Origin of the sequence: Paenibacillus sp. JJ-223 (genome assembly GCF_927798175.1) — a bacterium.
Classification (GTDB): Bacteria; Bacillota; Bacilli; order Paenibacillales; family Paenibacillaceae; genus Paenibacillus; species Paenibacillus hubeiensis.
In genome coordinates this window covers 265,106-288,511 of sequence record NZ_CAKMMP010000001.1, presented here as the reverse complement: position 1 = coordinate 288,511, position 23,406 = coordinate 265,106, and the positions used below count along the sequence as shown (strand labels likewise).

The window sequence follows — 23,406 nt, the reverse complement described above, 5'->3', positions numbered from 1 at the left end:
AAAATGAAATCCCCTGCGGTTAAAGAAGATTGCAGGGGACCCGATCCTTAAAATTTGAAATTCAACCATTGCAGATTAACGCTGAGCTATGCCCTTTCTTGCCGAGTAGCGCTTAATTTGAACCATACGCTATTAAAATCACCCGCAAGAGGCGGGATAATCAAGCCTGCTTGCATCAAGCGATCTCCGCCGTATGTTCCAACGTCCCCATCCGCCCCTTGAACGGTATAAACAAGCGAATGATCCAATCCCTTGAGCTGCAGCATATCCGTTGCAGGATTGGGCTTGGCCAGTACGCGAAAGAAAAATACGATCGCTTCGGATCGATCTTCCGACACGAACATCCAGGATGTTTCATTCCCTGTAAATGGACTGCGAAGCCGATACAGATTGCCTTGTTGAACGAGAGACCGGAGTTCCTTGTACATCGCGATCTGTTCTTTTGCCTGAGATTGTTCAGCATCGCTAAATTTCGTCAAATCAAGCTCATAGCCAAAATTCCCCGACATCGCAACGTCTCCCCTGAATTTGAGCGAAGTTTCGCGGTGCACTTGATGATTCGGCACAGCGGACACATGAGCTCCGATCGTGCTTACCGGATACACCAGACTGGTGCCATACTGGATTTTCAGTCGTTCCACGGCGTCCGTATTGTCACTTGTCCAGGTTTGGGGCATGTAATATAACATCCCTGGATCAAACCGGCCGCCACCGCTGGAACAGCTTTCAAACAGAATTTCGGGAAAGGCTGTAGTCAGCTTGTCCAACAGTTCATAGAGACCCAGCACGTAACGATGCGCTATCTCCTGCTGATGCTCCGGCAAAGCCGCTGCAGAGCAAATTTCGGTCAATGCGCGATTCATGTCCCATTTCACGTAAGAAACGGGCACGCCGGTGAAGATGTCAGCCAGTGCGTCATACAAATAATCCCGGACTTCCGGCCGCGAAAGATCCAACACCAGCTGCCACCGTGCTTCCGTCCGACGACGGCCCGCAACGTGCAGGCACCAGTCCGGATGCTTGCGGTACAGGTCGCTGTCCGGCGAAATCATTTCCGGCTCAAACCACAGCCCGAACTGCAATCCGTGACGTTCAATGCGCTCCGCCAAATCGCGCAGGCCATTCGGAAGCTTTCGGCGATCTTCGACCCAATCCCCAAGGGAGCTGTTGTCGCTGTCCCGCTTGCCGAACCAGCCGTCATCAAGCACCAGTAGCTCAATGCCTAGCTCAGATCCTGTTTTGGCAATCGCTTCAATCTTTTCGGCAGTAAAATTAAAATACGTCGCCTCCCAGTTATTCACGAGAATGGGGCGTTCTTTGTCCCGGTGCACCCCACGGCATAAGCGATTCCGATATAGTCGATGATAGATTCTGGACATGCCTCCAAGTCCTTCGTTGGAATAAACAAGCACTGCCTCGGGGGTTTGAAAGGATTCCCCAGGATGAAGCACCCAGGAAAAATCGAATGGATTCAGTCCAATGCCCAACCGGACGATTCCAAAAGCATCGACTTCCGCTTCAGCGTGAAAATTGCCGCTGTACACCAGATTTGCCGCAAACACCTCGCCATGATCCTCGTCTGTGCCCGGACTGACTACAGCCGCGAACGGATTGTGCTGGTGGCTGCTCATTCCCCGACGACTGCCGAGGCTGGTCCCTCCGGGACCAAGCGGCCTGCGTTGAATATGCGCCTCCCGTGCCCAATGACCAGCAAGGTACACCAAATCATAATGGCTCTTCCCGTACAAATCCACATTTGCACTTAGCGCGCGCAGCAGTTTAAGCGTTCCTTGACCATTATTCTTAAAATGGACTGATCTGGTAATGGCTCCATCGCCGAAAATGCTATATCGCAGACAAACAGTCATGCCTGTGTACGCATCCTCCAGTTCCAGTTCCAACGTATCGGCTTCATGATCCGATTCCGTATAAACATACGGCAAACCTTCAAGAGGGGGTTTGCCAACAGTGGTCGTATACCCTTTGTAGCGAAGCTCTGTAATCCGGCTCCCGTCTTCAAGCTGAACTTGATATGCAGGCGACCGGAAATCGCCTGTTCCGTATTGCGGATATTCTTGGGGCATGGAATCCAGGGCAGGCTTCTCCAAACCCGGGACTAGATTTTCCAAGTTTCCATCATGGGACAACGGTTGTCCCCAATATACCAGTAAAGGAAAGCCTTCTACGATTTGAACAACATAGCTGGTCACCCGGGATTGCAGATGAAATATTTGCCGTAACTCGTCAACGTATACTGCCACTACATCATTCACTCCTGTTCATCTAGATTTATGTTTAAGTTCCTGCAACCATAAACGAATTAAACGATCTGTCGTTCCAGAGCTAAGGATTGCCGTACAATCCTTCGGGAAGTTCGTCCAGGGTAATCACGGCGTCGTGATCATACACCTTTTTCAAATGGGCCTTTGTATTCGTTTTGCCGTCTCGAATATATTCACCGGTCCATGTATTGAAAAAGCTCCAATATGCGCCATAAGTCCGCAGCAACTCCGGATCCGGGATCGGCCCGTTTTCGGCCAGCGCGACAAGCTTCCTATGGTTGGACAGAAACAAAAGTTCATCATACTTGGCAATGTTCGGGCTGTAGTCACCTGACGGGTTGTAAACGTCAACGCTTACAATGTCGACCACATCATCTCCGGGGTACCATTCCTCCTTAACGGAGTTCCAAACCCAGATGAGATTGTTCAAATGATGGTGATCGGTCAAACGCTCATACATGAGCCTATATAGCTTTTTGGCAGGTTCGGGGCCTTTGGCTCCCCACCAAAACCAGCCGCCCTCCGCTTCGTGCAGCGGTCTCCAAAGTACGGGAACGTTATGCTCCTGCAATCGCTTCAATTGAACGGCAATGGCATCGATGTCCCGAATTAAAAGCTTGTAGTCTTCCGATTGCGGATGGCTAAGGGCATATTCTACATCGAAGGTCGTGAACTCGGTATTAAAACCTCGCCACCATTCGTGCCCGGGTTCATTGCCTCCGATCCCTTTCGGCGCATTCCAATGCCAACTCAGTGATACGATGCCTCCACGTTTATGCCACTCCATCATCTCCTCAACCTCATTCGAGGTGGCTCCGTTTTCGACACGGGATGGAGAATAGTCCATCAAATCACCGGAAACAAGCGCAGGGTACTTGCCCGTCTGCCGATTGACCCACTCCGCATCCTCCAGCGTTTGCTGTCCCGAAATGATCTTCTTTCCATACTGGCTGACCATGAAATCGAAGAGTGCTCTGGTTTGCGAAATCGCTTCGGAGTTGCTTAAGGCGTCGATCTGTACCTTGCTTTTGATTGCGGGGGAATGTATACGTTCAAGCTTTATATACTCGATACCATAGTAACCCCAGCCTCGAAAAATGTTGATGGAGTTGCTGCCGGCGTTAAGAAGCACTTTCGTCATCTTTTTTTCAGCCCGGACCGTTCCCGCTTTTGGAGCATCGAGCGTCAATTCACCAGCCCCTGAACCATTAACTTGAATAGATGTGGCCTTATCTCCATTGCCTTCAGGAATGTAGTATCCCAAGCTTAACTCATAAAGCCCGCCTTCCGGCACGTTAACGCTGAATGCAGCGCTTCCGTTCTTCACCGCAGCATCCGGATCCTCCTCGAAAAAAAATGAAAGATAGCCTTCGCCATCGTATGAATTGTCTTCTGCTTTGGCGATGGTCCCATACCGCTTCTTGATGCCGTACCCTTCTATGGAAGCATCTTCAAAGGTTACTTTCAGCACCTGGGTTGGATGGGGAAGCACCGCTTCAGCCCGATCAACGACAAATCCTGGTACCGTTATGGCTGCGTCCGCCCTGCAGCAGGCAAAACCCGACATGACGATGCATGAAAAGAGTATGGCTGGTCCTGTTATCGCTTTCATTTTGTGAATTTCCCTCCTTTCGTTTCAACTATATTGGTAAAGGGGACTTGCGGACATATCACAAATTTCAAATCATTTCATACGGATATTCACTGTTTTTTCAGAAAAACAGTTCTGTTTTCATTTAGAAATCAAAAAACTCCCCTACAATGTCGTTTACTGACTTTGCAGAGGAGTAATGCTGCAGATCATTCTTTTTTCTGATAAAAGGAAGGAGACTTCCCTTCCAGCTTCTTGAATTTCGTGTGGAAATAATTCACGTTGGAGTACCCTACCTTTTCAGCGACTTCGTACACCTTCATGTCCTGTGCCAGCATTTCTTTCGCTTTTTGGATCCGGATCCGATCAAGGTATGCGTTAAAATATTCCCCCGTGTAACTTTTGAAGAGCTGGCCCAGATAGGAACTGCTGTAGTTGAACAACACGGCGAGCATTTCCAGTCTTAGATTATCCCCATAGTGCCGATCTATATAATCAAGCAATCGCTTCATCTCGTTGTCTTTGCTGTTATAATCGGAGCAGCGTGCCAGCTTTTCCATCACTACAGAAACGTGGCCGACGAGCTCCCGGATATAACGGGAATTATATATTTCGGCTAGAAATCGCGCCGGTTCTCCTGGATAACCTGATAAAGACCAAATACGGGGATGAATTTTTCGAACCGTTTCATTGGCGAGGTAAAAGAAATGGTCGCGAATGTCCTTTTCCTGCGCGTGATGAACCACCTGCTGCAATGCTATTTCATCCAGAAAGGAGGAGATCGTTTCCGCATGGCCAACATCTACCAAATAATGCAGCCTGAACGCCTCTTCCTCCTTGCTCGATCGAGATAAAGCTGGAGATGGGACGGTTTCTTTTGGATAGCTTTCCGGCGTTTCTTCAGTCAGAAGCCTCCCCTTATCGTAAAAAAAACTACGCTCCAACAGGGAGCGGGCCGTTCGAAAAGAATGAAGGATCTCATCCAACGATCGAACGGGTTGTCCAACCGCAACATCCATTTCAAAGCGAAGCTCTCCCGACAAGAGTTGGAGATTCTTATGCAGCTCTGTCCAACCATAGTCCCCGACAGGCGGGTCCCCGAGCAATAGGACGATATACGGAGCAAAATATAAAACGATTCCTTGACGCTCGAAAGTATACGTTCTGCTTAATACATCCTTGAAGCTATGAATCCGCTCGCTTTCTTCCGGGTGCGAACCCGGGAAGCCGATTAGAAGGATTTGATATTTGGTCCACTTTGCCTGGAATGAGCCAGACCATTCCTTTAATAAGGAATCTTCTGAATCGTGTCTGCCGGACAGTAAAGAATAAAGGATCCATTCCGGAGAATTGGTCTTTTGTACCATGCTTTTTTCCTGCTTTTTTGCAGAAAGCTGGCCATGAATCTTTTGAAGCAATGCTGACAGCTCTTCCTTGTTTACAGGTTTAAGCAGGTATGCTTCAACGCCGAATTGAAGGGCTTGGCGCGCATACTCAAAATCCGCATAACCACTGAGTATAATGACGTGAATGTGCCAGCCGCGGAGGCGGATCTCCTGAAGGAGTTCCAGCCCGTCCATGCCGGGCATGCGGATATCGACTAACAAAACATCCGGAATCTTTTCTTCAAACATGCGGAGCGCCTCATTCCCGCCAGCTGCCGTCCCCATGACTTCGAACCCGAGATCTTTCCACGGTATTAACGTTTGCAATCCCAGACGCAGCTTCGGCTCATCATCAACGATTGTCACTGAAAACAACAGGTTCCACTCCCTTCTTCGGTATGCAAAATGTAATGCAGGTTCCTCGGCCCTCTTCGCTTTCGATGGAAAGCCTTGCACCTTGACCATAGGTAAGCTGCAGTCGATCGTTCACGTTGCGAAGGCCAATACGATTTCCAGGTTCCTCGGAGTCCATTAAACGCATCGTTAAATCCTTCATTTTCTTTGGAGGAATACCCGCACCATCATCCTGGATCTCGACGAATAACTCTCCGTGATCGTTCAGCCTGGTCCGAACGGTGATCAGTGTCGGATCCTCTTTGCGATCTAACCCATGAAGAATCGAGTTTTCAACCAAAGGTTGGATGATCAGCGGCGGAATCTCGATGCCTTCGGTTGCCGGATCGATCTCCATTTTGTATTGCAGCCGATCCTCAAATCGGAATTTATGAAGTTCCAAGTAGCAGCGGACCATATTCAACTCTTCCGATAGCGGAATTTGGCGGCTCCCCACCTCCAGGCTGTTGCGAATCAAAATGCTAAGCTGCCATACGGCTTGGGCCAAGTCCTCTTCCCCTCGAAGGTGCGCTTCCATCCTAATCGACTCAAGGGTGTTGAACAGAAAGTGGGGATTCACCTGACTTGCTAACATTTTGAATTTGATGTCGTTTTGTTTTTGCAGAAGTAACTGTTTCTGCTGGTTACTCTCTTCCACTTCGAACATCAGCTGGCTTATTCGATGAACAAGGGCATTAAATTGTCTGGAAAGTTGTCCGATCTCATCCTTTCCGTCCAGGTCGAGATAAGAATCCCAAGACAATGTACCTACTTGGGACATATGTTTGCTAAGCCGGAGCAGCCTACCCGTAATTAATGATGCCGATGCATAAACGAGCAGGACGGCAATGACCAAACATCCGCCTACAACGAATGCAGATATACGGATGACAGCGTTTGCATCATGAACAATATCGGATATCGTAAAAATCGAAATGATCCGCAGCCCGTTCCAGCTATTCTGCGGGTTCAGGTTGGCAATAACCACCTTGGAATTTTTACCGTTCATGACCGCATCGAAACTGCCTTCGCTTTGCCATAACATATTGCTCTCCGCATGTACTGCCGAAAGGTTTTTGCCATAAAGATCCGGCCGGTTGGCTGCTACGATGTTATTGCTGTCATCGACGATCATGGTAGCAAACGACTCTTGGGAAAGAATCGAGTTCAGCAAATCAGAATTGACGTTGATCACCAGAACGCTTTCATTTTTCAAATCATCCAGATTAATTTTCCGAACCAGACTTAGGTAATGCTTCTGATCCCTCTCATCCTGAATATAACCCCAACCTGCCAGTCCTTTTTTATTCAGGGCAGACACATACCACGCTTCCTTCGTCGTTTGTTCATCTGGCTGCATAAATTCCCAGTTATTCAGCATCGTCGGGTTCGACGCATACAACCGAATTGCTTTTATTTCTTTATAGAGCCGCACATAATCCCGGATATCCGTATATTGGCGATAGGTTTGGATGACTTCGTTGTAGCTGTCATAACTGCGGCTTGCTATGGATTTCATGCGGTTATCGTTAGAGAGCTGATAGGAAATATCCAGCGCTACATTAATAACCTCCGCAGTCCTTTTCTGAACGCGCTCCACGTTATCGCTGGCCTGTTCGAAGGCATTCGAGACCATGACTTCGCGCAGCTTGTTCGTTAAGTAAATACCGCTTATTAAAAGCGGGAGCACGGCCACAGTGATAAAGATCAGGGAGAGCTTTCTTTTCAGCCTGATATCGTTGATGATTTGGATCAAACGCATCGCACAGTCCTCTTTCCTTCCATTCGTTCAGTCCTCATGAGAGTAATCACGTTGTCATAGATTGGTTTCTCCGTGGTTCCTTTTGACACCAAACAATGTACTCTACTCATTTGGGTTAGTCAATGAAATGTTAAAGTAGGATTCATGTTATCATTGAATATCAAAACGCTCAACATGATCTTTTCTGATGCTCCTGATTGCAAATGAACGAAAAGACTGCCGGTCAATGCCGGCAGCCTCGTTTATTATTCATTTGATTTTACTTTTTCGCACCCATCCGTTAGCTCATCCCTCGTACTCAAAGGGCTCATCACTAGAATAAATATCATGGAAAAATCCCTTATACGGTATATCGTCTTCCAGACATTTGATGAGATACGACAGTTCCTCGTCACACTTCGGTTCCTCGCCGCTACGCTGCACTTCCTCAAATTCGTCTAGAATATTTTCCAGGAGGGTGACTTGAATAAATAAGGGCAGCTTCTCTAACATCGAATCATCGATTGCGGTCTCGGATCGGTATCCCGCGAGGACGGTTTCAAAATAATCGTCCATAAACTGTTTACGTTTAGTCGCGTCTGGTTCAAATTGTATCCAGCCTACTCCATGGGTCCAGAGATCAGCCAGATCGTACATATACCAGCCGAAACATGAATTATCGAAATCATATACGGTGATTTGCCCGGTATCAAAATCGATCGAATAATTCCCGTCATTAAAATCAAAATGGATCATACCAAAAGTCTCCCGGTTCGTATCCAATTCATTTAAAGAGGCAAGGAGTTCAACCATCTTTTCCTTCAACAGAGTGAAGGATTCGGGTACTCGTTTATCGATATACGCGGCATTGTATTTGTCAAAAAAATGATGCCGGCGATGGACCGGAGCATACCCTTTCGATATGTGGTGCAGTTTTCCCAGGACTTTACCGCAATTATAGTAGTATTCGGTAATCGGGGCTCCTTCACGGTACTGATAATGATTCTCCACGAGCATTTTACCTTTGGCCTTCATGAACAGGCAAATAAAAAAGGTATGGTCATCATAAGTGACCTCTTCCAGCAAATTCCCCTTCTTGGAGCTGACTACATTCGAGACACTGCCTCCATGCTCGAATAAATACCTGATATACTCCACTTCTCCCAGAAAATCTTCCCGGCTCCGGTCCGGCAAGAAAGCGATTCGAAGTATTCGAGGGTCGAAACCCTCTTTCTCACAGGTATAAACAACATTCCGCCCTCCTTGATGCCCCTGAATAAGCAGGAATTCATAACCTTCCAGTCCGAACAACTGGGATCCTAAAGCAAGCAAATGCTCACCACAATTTTGAACGACCTCGTTATAATTTATACGATCTCCTCCAGTCTACAATCTTGCCAACGACTTCCTGCATTGAAATGCTGCAGAAAAAAACTGAACATGTGAAAATCCTTCTGCGGCCTTAAATGATACCTTGTTTAACATTGAAATCCGCTCCTTTTCGTTTCATGGGTATATTTTACCGAATAATTCCAACGGTTTCTAGGCATAGTTTTTTTACGATAAAATTGATGTTGCAATATGGTTTGGAAGATGGCACGCTTTTTTATACGTCAAAGGAAGGATGGTAGAATCTTATTCGATGAGAGGAACTAAGGAGCGGCTTTGTTTGTTCTATTATGAATTTTTCATATGTTGAAATTTTGATGGTTATCGACCTGAAAAACCCTTGTTCCATCGACTTTTGGAACAAGGGTTTCGTTCGTTTGTACGTTTGTATTGCGGGCTCCATCTTTACGTTTCTATCTCAACCCTGGAAATCGCCCATTTCATTGCCGCCCAACTAAGACGCTGCCGTGGCCCCGCCAACGGATTGCTGCTCCTCTCGCATACGAAGCCGTTTGTGCGCTGCCCACAAAAACGGAACGCCGCATACCGCGGTCACCGCGATGGGGATAAATACGAGCAAAGGGTGCTCTGCTCCGAACGTATCCAACAAAACACCTCCGAAAATCGGGGCACTGACGTTGCCCAAGTTGTTAAAACCGATCATGCCAAAATACGTGCCGCGCAGCTCCGGCTTCGCAATCCGGTCGACCAGGACGTCCATAAGTGTAAACATCAGCACTTCGCCTACCGTAAAGATGATTACCGCAAGCACGAGCATCCACGGACTTTGCGCCAGGCCGAACATCAGCAAGCTGCCGGACACCATGGCATTCCCGACGATCAGCGGTACGACAGGCGGAAATTTGCTTGCAACGCGCACGACCGGAAATTGCACGGCAAGCACAACGACGGCATTGAGCGAGAGCATGTATCCAAACCATTTCGCACCGTCATGCATATGGGGATTCAATGACATGAACTGCGGCAATGTGGAACTGAAGTGTCCGTACCCCAGCACGCAGAAGATCGAACCGATCAATATATACATAAAAATCGGGTCCTTCCCCGTCGTGCGAAATGCCTCACGGATGCGGATCGGCTCTGTATGCGCTGCGGCTTGTCCGTCGGATGGCAATGGATGAATCATAAACTGCACGATCAACAAAGCTCCGTAGGCCACATATACGCCTCCAGCCACGAGAAAGGACAGATTCGAATCCGACAAACCAAGATACAGCCCAAGCAGCGGCCCAAAAACCACCCCAAGATTGATAGCTGCATATCTCAGATTAAAAACCAGCAATTTGTTGGAAGCGGATGTGATATCGGATAATAACGCCCTCGACGTGGGCTCGAAAGTGGCTCTGCATATGCCGTTCAATGCATTCATGACAAAAAACATCCAGATTCTGTCGGCCACCGCAAAGCCGATGAATACGATGGCCCAACCAAACACGGATATGAACAGCACTTTTTTTCGGCCGATCCGGTCTGATACATAACCGCCATAAAAGCTTGCAAATACGCCGACGAGTGCGCTGACCGCCACGATCACGCCCGTCTGCGACGGCGACGCTCCCATCGTCTGCGTCAGGTAGATCGACAAAAACGGTATGCTCATCGACGTTGCCATCCGTCCGAAAATCGTGCCTACAATGATGGTCCACGCAAGCGGATGAATCTGTTTCAACTGCGAATTCATGCTGCTGCCTCCTTGCTGCCTTACAATATTCTATGCCTATGTAAACATATGTTCTCCATTATACGATGAAGGCCTGTTTTTGGAAATTAATATTTTTGATCATTCGTCCTTGAATGTTGTAAATAAAGGAACGATCCGTTGATGAGAAATCGCCAGAAGTAGTCTTGTTAATTATTGTGAATTTTTCATATAATGAAATTTTAATTTAAATTGCCTATCATTCTATCTCATTCCCCCTACGTTTTGTTCTTTTCACAAAAAAAGTCGCCCAGGGGCGACTCCGATCCGATCTGAACGGGTTTGTGCTTTCGCAACTTCCAAATCTCATGCACGGCCTGCGCAAAGCACCACCATGCAATTAGTATCGTATATCACTCACGTCACGAAGTACTGGCTTGGATTTCCGAGCTCGGGATGGAACTTCTCGCGAAAGCGGCCCCCCGTATACGCTCCGATCACCTTGCGCCAGAATGCCTGGGCAATGACATTCGACCGAACCTGCGTCACCTTCCAGCGCCCCGAAAAACGATTGAACAATTCATGGGCAGCCCATGTTCCCACGCCGCTGCGCCGATATTTCTGCATGACGAAAAACTCGGTCAGATAATAGTCGTTTTCCTTGTTCCCCGGCTGTTTCTCTACAAGCGCAAACCCGGCCGGCACGCCGCCGCTGGTAATTAAAAAAGCAAACTTGCGGCCTTCCTCCGTCCAAAAGGATTCCAGGCCCGGATATTCTGGAAAAATGCCGTTCACGTCCACGTCAATATTCAAATATTTCGTAAAATCATACAAATAAAATTGCATCAAATGCCGAATCACCTGACTGCGTTCTTGGGGAACCAGCTCGATCTGCACCCTCATCCGGTCCACTCCTCTTTTCTATGGATATGCCTGCCGTTTATACTAATTACTTTACTGGTTTATAAGTCATGGGGCAAGAAAGCAATCTCTTTGCTCTCTGTTCGTTGAACAGGCTGTGACCAAGCAAAATATGGTACACTGGTGTTACTATGCCATGCGATCGTTCGCAATGATAAACACATTTATGGAGGTGCCGAACATGACCAATGTGCAAAAAGAGATTGACCGACGCAAGCTGGATGAAAAACTGCCTTCCATGCCTTGGTTCGTTCAGCAATTCATTGACTATAAGCTGCCTGACCTGTCTCCTTCCACGTTATTGGAATACTTGCGGGATTACGACGCATTTTTCAGCTGGCTTCGCGCCGAAGGGCTGTCCCAAGCTGTGACGAACAAAGATGTACAACTCACCGAGCTGGAAGTGCTGCGAATGGAGTCCATCACGTCGTTTCGACTGTTTCTGGGCACCAAACGTGAAGGAGCCAACTCACGCATTACCGTTTCCCGCAAGCTCTCCTCCCTGCGCTCCCTGTTCCACTATTTGAGCCAAATTGCTGAAGATGAGGATTTCTACCCCCTGCTGAAACGAAACATTATGGCCAAAATCGAAATCAAGCGCACGCACAAACCCAAAGACACGGCAGCCAAGTTGAAGGGTAAAATTTTGGAAGAAGACGAATTGCTGGAGTTCATTGGTTATATTCTGGAGGGTTACGCAGTGGATATGCAAAAAAACAAGCAAGCCCTCTATGCCCATGAACTAAACAAAGAACGGGATGCCTGCATCGCCAGCCTTATCCTCAATTCCGGTCTTCGCGTGTCAGAGGTCGTCAACTTAAACGTCGACGATCTGGATCTGAACAACAAGATGCTGCATGTATACCGAAAAGGAAACAACGACGAAACGTTCAAAACCCCCGTTTATTTCAGGGAACAAGCGAGAGACGAGCTCGCCAACTATATGCAGCTGCGTCAGTCCCGCTATCGCACTCCGAAACGCGAAAAAGCGCTGTTCATCGCGCTTCGCAACGGGGAATCCGAAGGCAGCCGTATGACGAAAAGAGCCATTCAGGCCATGATCATCAAATATGCGAAGAAATTCGGCAAACCGTACCTGACCGTGCATAAATTGCGCCATTCCTTTGCGACAGACTATTATTTGCAAAATGATATCTATAAAACCAAGGAACAGCTGGGTCACGCTTCCACCGAGACCACTGAAATTTATGCCCATCTTACCGATAAAACGATGTCCGAAGCGATTGAGCGCCGATTGGAGGAAAACTAGCTCTCCGTTTCGTCATCGTAAAAAACAAATGATAATCAAACCCCAAAAGCCGCCCCAATGGCGGCTTTTGAACGATCAGTGATGCACAGTGTCAACCCTTATCGAGAACTAGACAGCAGGACGTTAGCAACCTGTCCGGGCTCATGCACGGAATGCCAAGCGATTCCTTTGTTGTCAATCTCAATAACATGCTGGCCATCGAAATCCGCCTCGTTTTGTACCTCTTCCTTCGGGAACCACGAAACAACTCCGATGACCCTCTCCAGCTGCTGCACTAGGAGCAGGTCTTCGCCGCTCCTCGCCATCACCAGTTTAGGGTAAGGCGCTTGCTTGTGGCCTTCGATCAACACCCAATCATAATCCTTGAAATAATGGAGCATATCCTCCAACCTGGCCGCCCGCTTCTCAAGAATGGCCGTCCGTGTATCGGACATGACGGCCACAGCCCCTGCCCCCGCTTCGGCAAAACGATGCGAATCGGTGCCTTCCCGATCCATTTGAAAGTGGTCATGCCCATCATGTTTGATCACCGCGACCCTCAGTCCGCGGTTGGAAAATTCACGCGTAAGGGCTGCCGTAAGCGTGCTTTTGCCGGTGTTTTTGTACCCGACCACCTGCACTACTTTTGGCCCCGGTCCCGGAGTGTTGGCATAGCTGGTTATCGACATCCTGCCTCACCTGCCTTGAGGGAGTTTGATAATGCGGACCTTCTCCCCGGCCGCGATGCCCTTCCTTTCCGGCGGCACCACGATCAGGCAATCGCTGTCCTTGATCGTAATCATCACGCTGGATTCATCCACCCGCGATGGAGCCGGTGCAGCGTAAACGGTGCCCTCCCTAATTTGGATGCGTCCGCGGACAAAACGGGTAAAGTTGTTTACCTTCGTATACTCCGTATCCATAATCGCCGTCCACTCCTCCAAATAAGGGTGCGGATCGTTCTGCATCATCCGGATGGTAGGCCAAACAAACAGCGAGAAACCGACAAAACAGGCCCCTGGATTGCCTGACAAAGCAAACAACAGCTTTCCGTTCACCACCGCCGCCGTCGTTACGCTGCCCGGGCGCATCGTTACCTTGTTGAACAGCATGTCCACATCGCTTTCGCGCACGAGATCTCCCATAATATCGTAATCTCCTACGGAAACGCCACCTGTCGTGACCACGATATCGTTGTCGCGCACAGCCTCTTCCACCTTGGCGCGGGCAGCAGCAACGTCATCTGCGATCGAACCGTACATGACCGGTTCTCCCCCGGCCTCAACGACCAGGGAACGAAGCATGTAGCTGTTGCTGTTTCGAATCCGTCCAGGCTGCAAAGGCTCGTCCACGTCAAGCAGTTCGGTTCCCGTCGCAAAAATCGCGACCTTGGGTCGACGATAGACACGTACATGAGCCACGCCGAATGTCGCAAGGACCGACTGTTCCCCTGCCCGAATGGTCGTGCCTGACTCCAGCAGCAAGTCGCCTTCCTGAACCTCCAGCCCAATGGGCGTAATATTGGCGTTAGGCTGAATGCCTCGTTTCAAACCGATCCAATGCTGCCCATCCTGTTCCCTGCTCTCGGTCATCTCCAACATGACGACAGCGTCGGCTCCTTCGGGAACCTGTGCACCCGTCATGATTCTCGCAGCAGTGCCTTCCACAACAATCTGATCCGAAGTGTAACCACACGGTATTTCATCGATCACGCGCAGCCAGATCTGTTCATCGCTGGAAGCATGCAAGGTGTCGCCGCTTACAATGGCATAACCGTCCATGCCTGAACGGCGGAAAAACGGATACGGATGCGGTGCATGAACGGTTTCGGCCAACGTTCTCCCATGCGCGAGTTCAAGCCTGACCAGCTCGGTCGAGCCAGAGCTTGCACGCGCCGCAATCTTGGCCTGAGCATCGGGCACCTGAACGGCGGTCCGCATAAATTTGGAACTTTTCATGTCAGCATGAGGCATGTTTGATTTCATGTTCGTCGCTCCTTCTTGGAGAAAATCTCCCTATGTAAAAAAGTGTAGCCCGAAACAGGCAACGATGACAAGTGACAATGTCACGTCAAAGCATGTTCGCAATTCCTGATCTAAAAAAACAGCCAGCGTGCAAAAGGGAGACGACTCCTTTTACTCGCTGGCTGTTCAATTGGGGGCGGCTCAGCATCGCAAAAATCTATCGTCGCCTTTTGATTTTTCCTCCGCCAACCCTTGTTTTCGGTTTTTTGTATGAGCTTTTCGGTGAGTCAAACCATCCTCCGCTCTTGTTGCGTTCAACGGTGCCTGTGCTCGGTTCTTTTTTCCGGCTGAACAAACCGCCGCCTGAACCTACGCTCGTGTCCGTATCGCCCCCGCGTCTCGTAATGGAGCCTTTTCGCTCAACGGTAATCGGAGGCGCTGCTTTTTTATCGTTGCTGGTTGGCGTTCGGTAGGAACCGGCATTGGGCTTATACGTATCCTTGCTTGTATAGCCCCGGTATTTCCCCGAAGATCCGCTGCCCCCAAGAGCATCGAACAAATTGCCGAGCAGCGTGGCGGTCAGATAACCCTGCAAAAAGGAGGAATCGTAATTTTGACGGACATATTCCTTTGAATCGACCTCGATCAGCGTATCTTCCTTTTTGTTCGGGTCCTGCTGCAGGTGGTAATATTGGTCCGAATATACCAGGAACATCCGCTCGTCGTTTACCGCCGAGATCTGGTCCGGCTTGCGTTGATCGGACAGTTCTTCAGCCACTTCAGGCACGGTGCGGTCAGCAGCCCGATATACATAGGATGTTGAATTCCCGCTCCCGCTAACAGACTCGAGTGGATAGGTATCCTGAACGGAAGGTGCTCCGCACGCGGACAGCAAAGACATCAGAAGGCTGAGCACAAGCATTAATTTCAATCCATACGCCGTGCGCTTTTTCATTTGCACCTCTCCTAGCTCGAACGAATCACTTTAATGTCTGCGGGAATGACGGACTCGCCCTCGTACAGAGCAAACCTTCTGTCTTGCCACTCCACGCGTAGAAGCAGATGATCATCCGACTGATACTGCCATACAAGCTGCTCGCCTGCTTGCCCGTATGGCGTTTTGCCCGCTGTCGTAACCATTCCTCCGTATTCATCTTCCAAGTGGTAGGCACGGCCATCCAAATCCAGCAGCGTCGGCACCTCATCCGGTGCATCAAGTCGGCCATCAATCGGTTGATACAAAGCATAGCGTGTCGTTTCGCGCTCTTCGATATGCAAATAGCGGACGGACGTGCCGTCCTTCAAGGTAAGAACAACCGCATTTCGGGACCGATGATGCACTCTACCCACCACTTCATACGTGACTAGCGACACTTCGCAAATATCGCCTGGCGCAAGCTGAAGCATCGTTTTCTCTGCCTTGGGTGGTTCCGGTTTGGCCATAATTCCTTTAATTCGTTTCCATACGCTCATGCGAATTACTCCCGTTCTTCAATCTTATAGGCAAGCCGCAATAATCAGTGCGCCCACGATATGCAGGGCACCTGAAAACAGGCCGTACCCTGTTTTTCCTTGCTGGATGCCTGTATCCAAGTCAAGTGCTGCCCATTTTCGAATAATGAAATGAACCACACTTTCCAATATAAGTAAAATAACAAACGAAACAACCGATACAAGCAAGGCTTCACCCAGATGTCCTGCCGTCGAAATAGAAGTGGCAAGCACGTAGCCCTGCGCAAACAGCTTCATGACCATTCGCGTCGTCACAGCCATGTTTCCGGCCTTCACTTCGGCAAAATCCTTATATTTTGTAAACAAGGAATCCACGAACATCAATATAAAGAGCAGCACTGAGCCTGAAAGCGTCCAGACCAACATCGCCAAAATGTTCAAATCCATTTACACAGCCTCCAAAGTTCAACATAACCCACATTTAAAAGCGAAGAAGAAACCATGTTTCTTCTCCGCCAGATGGGTACACACACTCTCGCTCGTTCGAATCTTATTTTTCGTACTGTTTCAATAAAGCGGCAAGTTCATCTTCAACCGCTTGATCTTTGCCCAGTTTTTCGAACTCCTCATCGAGCGATTTGCCTTTGGATGACATTTCATTGCTGGCTTCGGCTTGAGCTTCCATTTGCAGCATTTTTTCTTCCATGCGCTTCATGCCGGCGCTCGCCGTATCGGAACTGAACCCGTTAAGAGCCTTGTTGATTTCGGTCTGCGCCTTGGCTGCGTTATAACGAGCAACGAGGGTTTCGCGTTTGTTTTTCATCTGTGTCAGCTGTTTGCGCATCTCATCCAGTTTGCCGCGCAGATTGTCGGCTGCCGCCTTGTTCTGGTCGTAGCTGACTTTGTATTCGGCCATTTTTTCTTCAGCGGCTTTTTTCTCTTCAAGCGCCCGACGGGCCAGGTCTACGTTCTGGGCGCGTGCAGCGGTATGAGCTTGTTCCTCGCGTTTTTTTACGAGCGCTTCCTGTTCTTCATAAAGCTGTTTGAATTTTTTCTCGATGGCGATCTGGGCTGCAACGGCTTTCTCCGCATCCTCCAGATCCTCTTGCATGTCCCGGATATATTGGTCCGTCATTTTGATTGGATCTTCCGCCTTGTCGATAATAGCGTTAATGTTTGACATCGTTAAATCACGCAATCGTTTGAAAATGGACATTTAATTTTCCTCCTAGTCGATAATACAACCCTGTATATAATTATACATACGTCGCAATCGTCTGTCCGTTTCAATTTTCAATCAAAAATTTGTGAACCGCCGTTTTAGGAATGAACGGCATCGTTCACCAAACCATTCGTATGTTCGGACGGGTTTAAATGTTCATCAAGCAGCCTTTCCGCAGTCTGCACAATTTCGTCGATTTGCATGCGCGTAATGCCATTGTAATGAATGCCCATAATGACGGTTACGGTCGTTCTGAGATGCTGCGCCGCTTTACGGGCAAGGCGCTCGCACAGTTCCTGTTCCTTATGCCCCGGAATGTGCATGACCGAACCGTTAATGCGTTCCCCGTCCGGATAATATGTGGCGACTGCACCGATATGCGCTTTTCCTCCTGTCACCAATAATACGCGGTCATCCCCGGTCTGAATTGCTTGAAGCTTCATCGTTTTCAAATCGAACTCATTCATCTGCGTCCACCCAACCTTCATGTTTTATGTATTTGCTGGAATTATGAGCCTCATTCGTCGCAAAGACAATGAAACACTTCACATCCCGCATAAACCATTGCGATCCCGGGAATACCAAAAAAGAACGCATTCTTGAAAGGAGGCTGCTGTCATGCGTGTTCGCCTCAACGTGGCCATTGGGATCGTCTGCATACTGCTGTACGTTAGTTTCTCTCCTTTGCGGCCTGCTGAGGCAATGGGAAATCATTCGGTTCCTGAAAGGGAGTCCAAGGAAACCATCCATTCATCGGAGGAAGAACAGCTGACATTGGGACAGCTTCGGCGAAAATATGCAGATACTTTCAAGACCAACGGTCCGTCGACCAAACGGGTCGCTTTAACTTTTGACGATGTGCCTGATCCTCGATTCACGCCTCAAGTGTTGGATGTTTTAAAAGAACATCATGTACGGGCTACTTTTTTCATCGTAGGCAACCGTGCTGAGAAACATCCTGACCTGGTCAAACGCATCGTGAAAGAAGGGCATGTCGTCGGCAATCACAGTTACAATCACCCCCAATTCAGCAAATTGTCCATGAGCGCATTCCGCAAACAGATTTTGCGAACCGGGGAAATCATACAGAGACTGACAGGATATACTCCAAAAATGATTCGTCCTCCGTACGGGGATATTAATGAAGAGCAGCTCAAATGGGCAGCAAGGAACCACTACAGCATCGTAAACTGGAACGTGGATTCATTGGATTGGAAGGGCATCCCCAAAGAAAAGGTCAAAGAAAACATATTATCTGCCGTCAAACCCGGCTCCATTATTCTTCAACATGCCGGTGGCGGCGTCGGGACCAATCTCAGCGGGACGGTAGAGGCATTGCCGGAGGTGATCACGGAGCTGCAAAAAAGAGGATACAAATTGGTCACTTTAGATGAAATGCTGCAAATGCCCAAAAACAGAAAAACCGTAAAATGACCGGATGCAAAAAGGTGTTCGCTTCACTCACGCTTCGTGATTGAACGAACACCATTGTCGATTTATTTCAAAATAAAGAGTTTCACGTCCTGAAACCCGAATGAACTCACGGATTGTTTGCTTCCGGGGATGAAAATATCAATGCGGTTTCCTTTGATGGCAGAACCCGTATCACGCGCCGTAGCCACAAAAGCCTGTTTAGGCAATCCCGGATGGCTGTGTCCAGTCACCAACACTTTGGTTCCGAGCGGGATGATCTTAGGATCTACCGCGATGGTACCGAGCTCAAGGTCGTTGCCGAAATAATCAACAGATCCCCACTTCCCGTTCTCGGAAGGGTCCGCCGAATACCCTGTAGCGACAACGTTCAATGTCTTGCTGTAATCAAATGTCTTGCCCCACGCCTCTACGACTTTGTCTTCATTGTTTACGTCCAGACTGGCAGCAGTTACTGCATTGGCCTGAACTTTCGATGCTGAAGCTGCAGCGGATGCGGTGCTTGTTTTGCCCGGAATGTTGATTTTCACCCCGTCATAGATATTGTACGCGGAGATGCCCGTATTGGCCTTCATCAACGTGTCGAGGGCAATGTTGTATTTCTTGGAAAGCGTATAAAAGGTATCTCCTTCTTTGGCCACATGGACGGAATCAGCGTGAGCCGGGACAGCCTGGATCAATACGGCTGCTGCTAACATGGCTGTTGCGGTTTTGACGATGCGTTTCATCGAATTAAGTCTACCTCCCTTATTATGCCTGCGAAGTTAGTTGTCGGATTCGGATGGAGGAGACCACCCTATAGGTATAGATTTACACGTATTGCTTATGTACGCCCTAATTCACCCCAAGCAGCTGCAAGGATGCGACTGCCCCTCTGCTGCATCATTACTTCCCCCGCACCTTCCGTTAAGAAAGTTTCGGCACGACTAATATATCACAATATTGTAACCATGGTGCCTAGTAATTGTTACCAATTTGCGGTCGCTTCCCCTTGTAATTCAGCGTATGTCCATTGTTTCATGGGAATCCGGGGTTTCGAAAGGTCGCTCGTTCCCGCTTAGATGGTAACAGAAAAGTTACTTTTTCAATCCATAGCGCACCAATCCAAGCAAAAAACCATGCCTCCTTAAACAGCAGGCATGGTTTATCTTGATACTCCAATGATCCGCTAAAGCACCTTTGCCAAAAAATCGCGGGTACGTGCATGTTTGGGTGCACCGAACACTTCTGAAGGCGTTCCGTCTTCTACGATCACTCCGCCGTCCATGAACAAAATGCGATCCCCAACTTCGCGGGCAAAGCCCATCTCATGGGTTACGATGACCATGGTCATGCCGCCTTCGGCAAGACGTTTCATGACATCCAGCACCTCGCCGACCATTTCCGGATCAAGCGCGGAGGTCGGCTCATCGAACAGCATAACGTGCGGCTGCATGGCGAGCGCCCGGGCAATGGCGATACGCTGCTTCTGTCCGCCTGACAATTGGCTTGGATAAGCATTCTTTTTGTCGTAAAGGCCCACCGTTCTCAGCAAATCCTCCGCAATCTTGGTTGCTTCCTGGACGGATTGTTTCTTCACCTTGATCGGGGCGATTGTCACGTTCTGCAGCACCGTTTTGTGCGGAAACAGATTAAAATGCTGGAAGACCATACCCATTTTTTCACGGGTTGCGTTAATGTTGTGTTTAGGGTCGGTGATGGATACCCCTTCAAAATTGATTTCGCCTGAAGTCGGTTGCTCCAGCAGGTTCAAGCAGCGCAAAAACGTACTTTTCCCCGAGCCCGAAGGTCCGATGACCACCACGACTTCTCCTTTTCCGATCGTTACATCAATGCCTTTCAGCACTTCGTTTTTTCCGTAAGATTTATGCAGTTGTTTAACGTCGATCACTTGCACTCAACTTCCTTTCCAGTCGTCCCAACAGCTTGGACAAAATGAATGTCAGCACGAAGTAAATGGCTGCGGCGATCAGGAATGGATTCAAGCCCTGATACGTAATGTTTTTGACCACGCTGGCCTGATACATGATATCGACCATACCGATCACCGAAATGATGGACGATTCCTTGATAATGGTAACGAACTCGTTACCGATCGCCGGAAGGACCGCTTTGAAGGCCTGCGGCAGGACAATAAAGCGCATCGCTGCAGCTTTGCCCATCCCCAAAGACCGAGCCGCTTCCATCTGTCCGCGGTCCACGCCTTGAATGCCTGCGCGGAAGATTTCCGCCAAATAAGCACCGCTGTTGATGGACAACGTAATAATCCCTGCCTGAAGCGGCGAGAAGTTAATGCTAAAGGTCAAAGCCAGGCCGTAATAAATGATCATCAACTGGACCAGCATCGGGGTTCCACGGATCAATTCGACGTATGCCGTACCGATCCAGCGCAGGATGGCTGCGTCATGGAGACGGAACCAACAGATGATCAGACCGATGATGACACCGAAAATGACGCCAAGCGCAGACAACAGCAAGGTATAGCCCACACCTGTTGCATAAAAGCTTTTGTATTGCCAGAACACTTCCAGAATATTCGGTGTTTTGGTTTCTTTTCCCGCCATCATTTGGCTCGCTTCGGTAACCATCTGAGGGATTTTGTTTTCGCTTTTCAGTCGGGCAAGCGTTGCGTTTACGGCGTTCAGCAGTTCCGTGTTTCCTTTGCGGATACCGATGGCGGCCTCTGCTTCTTCTTCGTCCGGCACTGCAGGCGCAAGCACGATGTTGTCATCCAGGTATCCGACGGCAACGGTGTCCTCCAGAATGGCTGCGTCGATACGATTGGTCTCCAATTGCAGCACAATATCGGAAATCTTGTCCAACGCAGTCAGCTTAGCACCGGCAATCTTCTGACCGATCTCTTCTTGAATAGAGCCTTTCTGCACGCCGATCTTCTGGTTCTCCAGCTCGGCCATCGTCGGGAACTTGTCCTTGTCCTCAGCGCGTACGACGATGACTTGCTTCGATTTGTAGTAGGTTTCCGAGAAGTCGATGCTTCTTCTGCGTTCATCGGTCGGGGTCATGCCCGAGATGACCATGTCGACGCGACCGCTCTGCAATGCGGGCAGAAGCCCGTCAAAGCCCATATCCTCTATGACAAGTTCTGCACCCATGTCGGCTGCAATCGCTTTGGCGATCGCGATATCGAAACCGACAATTTGGTCCTTGCCGTCAATCACTTTATGAAATTCGTACGGCGCGAAATCGGCACTTGTGCCGAGCACCAGCTTTTTGCCCTCTGAAATGCCCGTCGTGCCCGCGGCCATGGCCGTTGGAACAGCCATTGTCAGCATGACCACAAAGGCCATAAGCATCATGGTGTAACGACTTATTAATTTCAAACCTGTTCTCCCCTTACTTTATTCACATGCTTATTTCTCATAGGATGCCTGAGTCATTATAAAGGACAATGTATGAATATGCAATGCATTTTCATATTTACAACGCATGACAACGCCCTGAAAAAAATGGAGAAGCATGCTATAATCAAGAAATCGTTTTTATTTTTGCAGAAGGAGTACACCACCATGACACCCATCCAAACACAAATTTTAGCGGTTATTGATCAATATGCTTCCCGTTTCAAGGACATTTCATCATATATCGGGGCCAATCCGGAATTAGGAAACGAGGAATATCTCGCATCCGCACGTTTGAAGGAGGAGCTAACATATCACGGCTTTGCCGTTGAAGCTCCCGTTCTCGGTCTGGAGACGGCATTTATCGGCACGTACTCGGCAGCCAAATCCGGTCCGACCATTGCCCTGCTGTGCGAATATGATGCTTTGCCTGAGATTGGTCACGCATGCGGCCATCACTTGATCTGCATGATGAGCTTGGGTGCTGCCGTTGGGCTCAAGTCCATATTAGATGAAGTGGGAGGAACGCTTAAAGTTTTCGGCACACCTGCGGAGGAAACGCGGGGAGCCAAAGTTCCGATGGCGGAAGCCGGCCTGTTCGATGATTGCGATGTGGCTCTTATGGCCCATCCGTTTTACGCTTACGAAAAGTCGGGAAGCTCGCTGGCCATCGATGCCGTTCAGTTTGAGTTTCACGGCAAAGCTTCGCATGCCGCAGCAACGCCTCATGAAGGCATTAATGCGTTGGATGCGGTCATTCAAACCTTTAACGGCATCAATGCATTCCGGCAACAAGTCAAAAGCACGGTTCGGATTCACGGCATCATTAACAGCGGCGGACAAGCGGCCAATATCATTCCCGATTATGCTTCCGCCCAGTTCTATGTCCGCGCGGCGACACGCAAAGAGCTGAACGTGCTTACGCAGCGGGTCATTCAGATCGCGGAAGGAGCTGCCCTGCAAACCGGGTGCAAACTGGTGACTTCAAATTACGAAACTTCTTATGATGAAATGGTCACCAACGAGACGTTGTCCGGCGCATTCAGCGACAATTTGCTGAAGCTCGGTATTCCTGCCCGCGAAATCGTTACTGGCAATGACCACGGCTCCATGGACATCGGAAATGTATCGTTGCGTTGTCCGGCGATTCACCCCTATATTCGCGTTGTGGACGAGGTACACACGCTTCATTCCATCGAGTTCCGTGATCTGGCCTTGCAGGAACGGGCTTTGGATGGCATGATTCTGGGGGCAAAAGCCATTGCCTTAACGGCCGGCGACGTGCTGACCAACCCGCAGCTGCTTCAATCCATTCGTAAGGAGTTTGAACAATCGACTCGGTAATACCATGTTATCGGCTTCGACGT

20 protein-coding genes and 1 riboswitch are annotated in these 23,406 nt (G+C 49.0%); of the genes, 3 read left to right on the top strand and 17 right to left on the bottom strand.

What is annotated here, in order from left to right:
• Positions 1-86: 86 nt before the first annotated feature.
• From L6H98_RS01190 to L6H98_RS01160, 7 genes are all read right to left on the bottom strand, one after another.
• The gene (locus tag L6H98_RS01190) at positions 87-2,261 is read right to left on the bottom strand and encodes an alpha-galactosidase (RefSeq protein ID WP_236412292.1); all 2,175 of its coding nucleotides are present in this window, start codon (positions 2,259-2,261) and stop codon (positions 87-89) included.
• An 82-nt stretch (positions 2,262-2,343) separates the two neighbouring features.
• Positions 2,344-3,894, bottom strand: coding sequence for a glycosyl hydrolase (locus L6H98_RS01185; protein ID WP_236412291.1), 1,551 nt, complete (start codon positions 3,892-3,894; stop codon positions 2,344-2,346).
• Positions 3,895-4,082: 188 nt separating this feature from the next.
• Positions 4,083-5,624, bottom strand: a complete 1,542-nt coding sequence (locus tag L6H98_RS01180) for a response regulator transcription factor (protein ID WP_236412924.1) — start codon at positions 5,622-5,624, stop codon at positions 4,083-4,085.
• A complete protein-coding gene (locus L6H98_RS01175) occupies positions 5,611-7,413 on the bottom strand; it encodes a sensor histidine kinase (protein WP_236412290.1) in 1,803 nt (600 codons plus the stop codon). The genes L6H98_RS01180 and L6H98_RS01175 overlap by 14 nt, the downstream gene beginning before the upstream one ends.
• A 285-nt stretch (positions 7,414-7,698) precedes the next feature.
• Positions 7,699-8,703 carry a phosphotransferase gene (locus L6H98_RS01170; protein WP_236412923.1) on the bottom strand — a complete coding sequence of 335 codons (1,005 nt, stop codon included), beginning with the start codon at positions 8,701-8,703 and terminating at the stop codon, positions 7,699-7,701.
• Between the two features lie 532 nt (positions 8,704-9,235).
• On the bottom strand, positions 9,236-10,483 hold the full coding sequence (locus L6H98_RS01165) for an MFS transporter (protein WP_236412289.1): 1,248 nt from the start codon (positions 10,481-10,483) through the stop codon (positions 9,236-9,238).
• A 375-nt stretch (positions 10,484-10,858) separates the two neighbouring features.
• Positions 10,859-11,344, bottom strand: coding sequence for a GNAT family N-acetyltransferase (locus L6H98_RS01160; protein WP_236412287.1), 486 nt, complete (start codon positions 11,342-11,344; stop codon positions 10,859-10,861).
• Between the two features lie 199 nt (positions 11,345-11,543).
• On the opposite strand from L6H98_RS01160, the gene xerS reads away from it, so the two are divergent.
• Positions 11,544-12,632 (top strand): tyrosine recombinase XerS, encoded by a 1,089-nt coding sequence (gene xerS / locus L6H98_RS01155; protein ID WP_236412285.1) that lies wholly within the window; start codon positions 11,544-11,546, stop codon positions 12,630-12,632.
• A 98-nt stretch (positions 12,633-12,730) separates the two neighbouring features.
• Here xerS and mobB read toward each other — a convergent pair whose 3' ends face one another.
• The 7 genes from mobB to L6H98_RS01120 all read right to left on the bottom strand — a co-directional run bounded on the left by mobB (position 12,731) and on the right by L6H98_RS01120 (position 17,716).
• Positions 12,731-13,300: a molybdopterin-guanine dinucleotide biosynthesis protein B gene (gene mobB, locus L6H98_RS01150; RefSeq protein WP_236412284.1), complete on the bottom strand. Its 570-nt coding sequence runs from the start codon at positions 13,298-13,300 to the stop codon at positions 12,731-12,733.
• Between the two features lie 6 nt (positions 13,301-13,306).
• On the bottom strand, positions 13,307-14,596 hold the full coding sequence (gene glp / locus L6H98_RS01145; RefSeq protein WP_236412283.1) for a gephyrin-like molybdotransferase Glp: 1,290 nt from the start codon (positions 14,594-14,596) through the stop codon (positions 13,307-13,309).
• Positions 14,597-14,792: 196 nt separating this feature from the next.
• Complete coding sequence (locus L6H98_RS01140; RefSeq protein WP_236412282.1) at positions 14,793-15,530, bottom strand: DUF4247 domain-containing protein; 738 nt, start codon at positions 15,528-15,530, stop codon at positions 14,793-14,795.
• Positions 15,531-15,541: 11 nt separating this feature from the next.
• Positions 15,542-16,048, bottom strand: coding sequence for a DUF4178 domain-containing protein (locus tag L6H98_RS01135; RefSeq protein WP_236412281.1), 507 nt, complete (start codon positions 16,046-16,048; stop codon positions 15,542-15,544).
• Between the two features lie 24 nt (positions 16,049-16,072).
• Positions 16,073-16,474, bottom strand: a complete 402-nt coding sequence (locus L6H98_RS01130; protein WP_236412280.1) for a DUF350 domain-containing protein — start codon at positions 16,472-16,474, stop codon at positions 16,073-16,075.
• Positions 16,475-16,577: 103 nt separating this feature from the next.
• Positions 16,578-17,243: a PspA/IM30 family protein gene (locus L6H98_RS01125; RefSeq protein WP_236412279.1), complete on the bottom strand. Its 666-nt coding sequence runs from the start codon at positions 17,241-17,243 to the stop codon at positions 16,578-16,580.
• A gap of 104 nt (positions 17,244-17,347) precedes the next feature.
• Entirely contained in the window at positions 17,348-17,716 is a 369-nt protein-coding gene (locus L6H98_RS01120; RefSeq protein ID WP_236412278.1) for a hypothetical protein, read from the bottom strand.
• A 151-nt stretch (positions 17,717-17,867) separates the two neighbouring features.
• On the opposite strand from L6H98_RS01120, the gene L6H98_RS01115 reads away from it, so the two are divergent.
• A complete protein-coding gene (locus L6H98_RS01115; protein ID WP_236412277.1) occupies positions 17,868-18,683 on the top strand; it encodes a polysaccharide deacetylase family protein in 816 nt (271 codons plus the stop codon).
• A 62-nt stretch (positions 18,684-18,745) separates the two neighbouring features.
• On the opposite strand, the gene L6H98_RS01110 is transcribed toward L6H98_RS01115, so the two are convergent.
• The 3 genes from L6H98_RS01110 to L6H98_RS01100 form a co-directional block, all read right to left on the bottom strand.
• Positions 18,746-19,408 carry a 3D domain-containing protein gene (locus tag L6H98_RS01110; protein ID WP_236412274.1) on the bottom strand — a complete coding sequence of 221 codons (663 nt, stop codon included), beginning with the start codon at positions 19,406-19,408 and terminating at the stop codon, positions 18,746-18,748.
• A 9-nt stretch (positions 19,409-19,417) separates the two neighbouring features.
• Positions 19,418-19,613, bottom strand: a riboswitch (cyclic di-AMP (ydaO/yuaA leader).
• 235 nt (positions 19,614-19,848) lie between these two features.
• Positions 19,849-20,571, bottom strand: coding sequence for an amino acid ABC transporter ATP-binding protein (locus tag L6H98_RS01105; protein WP_236412272.1), 723 nt, complete (start codon positions 20,569-20,571; stop codon positions 19,849-19,851).
• A complete protein-coding gene (locus L6H98_RS01100; protein ID WP_236412270.1) occupies positions 20,558-22,021 on the bottom strand; it encodes an ABC transporter substrate-binding protein/permease in 1,464 nt (487 codons plus the stop codon). Before L6H98_RS01100 ends, L6H98_RS01105 begins: the two co-directional genes overlap by 14 nt.
• A gap of 186 nt (positions 22,022-22,207) precedes the next feature.
• Between L6H98_RS01100 and L6H98_RS01095 the strand changes: the two genes are divergently transcribed.
• Positions 22,208-23,383, top strand: coding sequence for a M20 family metallopeptidase (locus L6H98_RS01095; RefSeq protein WP_236412268.1), 1,176 nt, complete (start codon positions 22,208-22,210; stop codon positions 23,381-23,383).
• Positions 23,384-23,406: the final 23 nt, after the last annotated feature.

Excerpts from the sequence above, each read along its gene's own strand:
- L6H98_RS01185 (WP_236412291.1), bottom strand. The coding sequence starts at position 3,894 with ATGAAAGCGATAACAGGACCAGCCATACTCTTTTCATGCATCGTCATG.
- L6H98_RS01175 (WP_236412290.1), bottom strand. The coding sequence starts at position 7,413 with ATGCGTTTGATCCAAATCATCAACGATATCAGGCTGAAAAGAAAGCTC.
- L6H98_RS01165 (WP_236412289.1), bottom strand. The coding sequence starts at position 10,483 with ATGAATTCGCAGTTGAAACAGATTCATCCGCTTGCGTGGACCATCATT.
- L6H98_RS01160 (WP_236412287.1), bottom strand. The coding sequence starts at position 11,344 with ATGAGGGTGCAGATCGAGCTGGTTCCCCAAGAACGCAGTCAGGTGATT.
- xerS (WP_236412285.1), top strand. The coding sequence starts at position 11,544 with ATGACCAATGTGCAAAAAGAGATTGACCGACGCAAGCTGGATGAAAAA.
- mobB (WP_236412284.1), bottom strand. The coding sequence starts at position 13,300 with ATGTCGATAACCAGCTATGCCAACACTCCGGGACCGGGGCCAAAAGTA.
- glp (WP_236412283.1), bottom strand. The coding sequence starts at position 14,596 with ATGAAATCAAACATGCCTCATGCTGACATGAAAAGTTCCAAATTTATG.
- L6H98_RS01140 (WP_236412282.1), bottom strand. The coding sequence starts at position 15,530 with ATGAAAAAGCGCACGGCGTATGGATTGAAATTAATGCTTGTGCTCAGC.
- L6H98_RS01135 (WP_236412281.1), bottom strand. The coding sequence starts at position 16,048 with ATGAGCGTATGGAAACGAATTAAAGGAATTATGGCCAAACCGGAACCA.
- L6H98_RS01130 (WP_236412280.1), bottom strand. The coding sequence starts at position 16,474 with ATGGATTTGAACATTTTGGCGATGTTGGTCTGGACGCTTTCAGGCTCA.
- L6H98_RS01125 (WP_236412279.1), bottom strand. The coding sequence starts at position 17,243 with ATGTCCATTTTCAAACGATTGCGTGATTTAACGATGTCAAACATTAAC.
- L6H98_RS01120 (WP_236412278.1), bottom strand. The coding sequence starts at position 17,716 with ATGAATGAGTTCGATTTGAAAACGATGAAGCTTCAAGCAATTCAGACC.
- L6H98_RS01115 (WP_236412277.1), top strand. The coding sequence starts at position 17,868 with ATGCGTGTTCGCCTCAACGTGGCCATTGGGATCGTCTGCATACTGCTG.
- L6H98_RS01110 (WP_236412274.1), bottom strand. The coding sequence starts at position 19,408 with ATGAAACGCATCGTCAAAACCGCAACAGCCATGTTAGCAGCAGCCGTA.
- L6H98_RS01095 (WP_236412268.1), top strand. The coding sequence starts at position 22,208 with ATGACACCCATCCAAACACAAATTTTAGCGGTTATTGATCAATATGCT.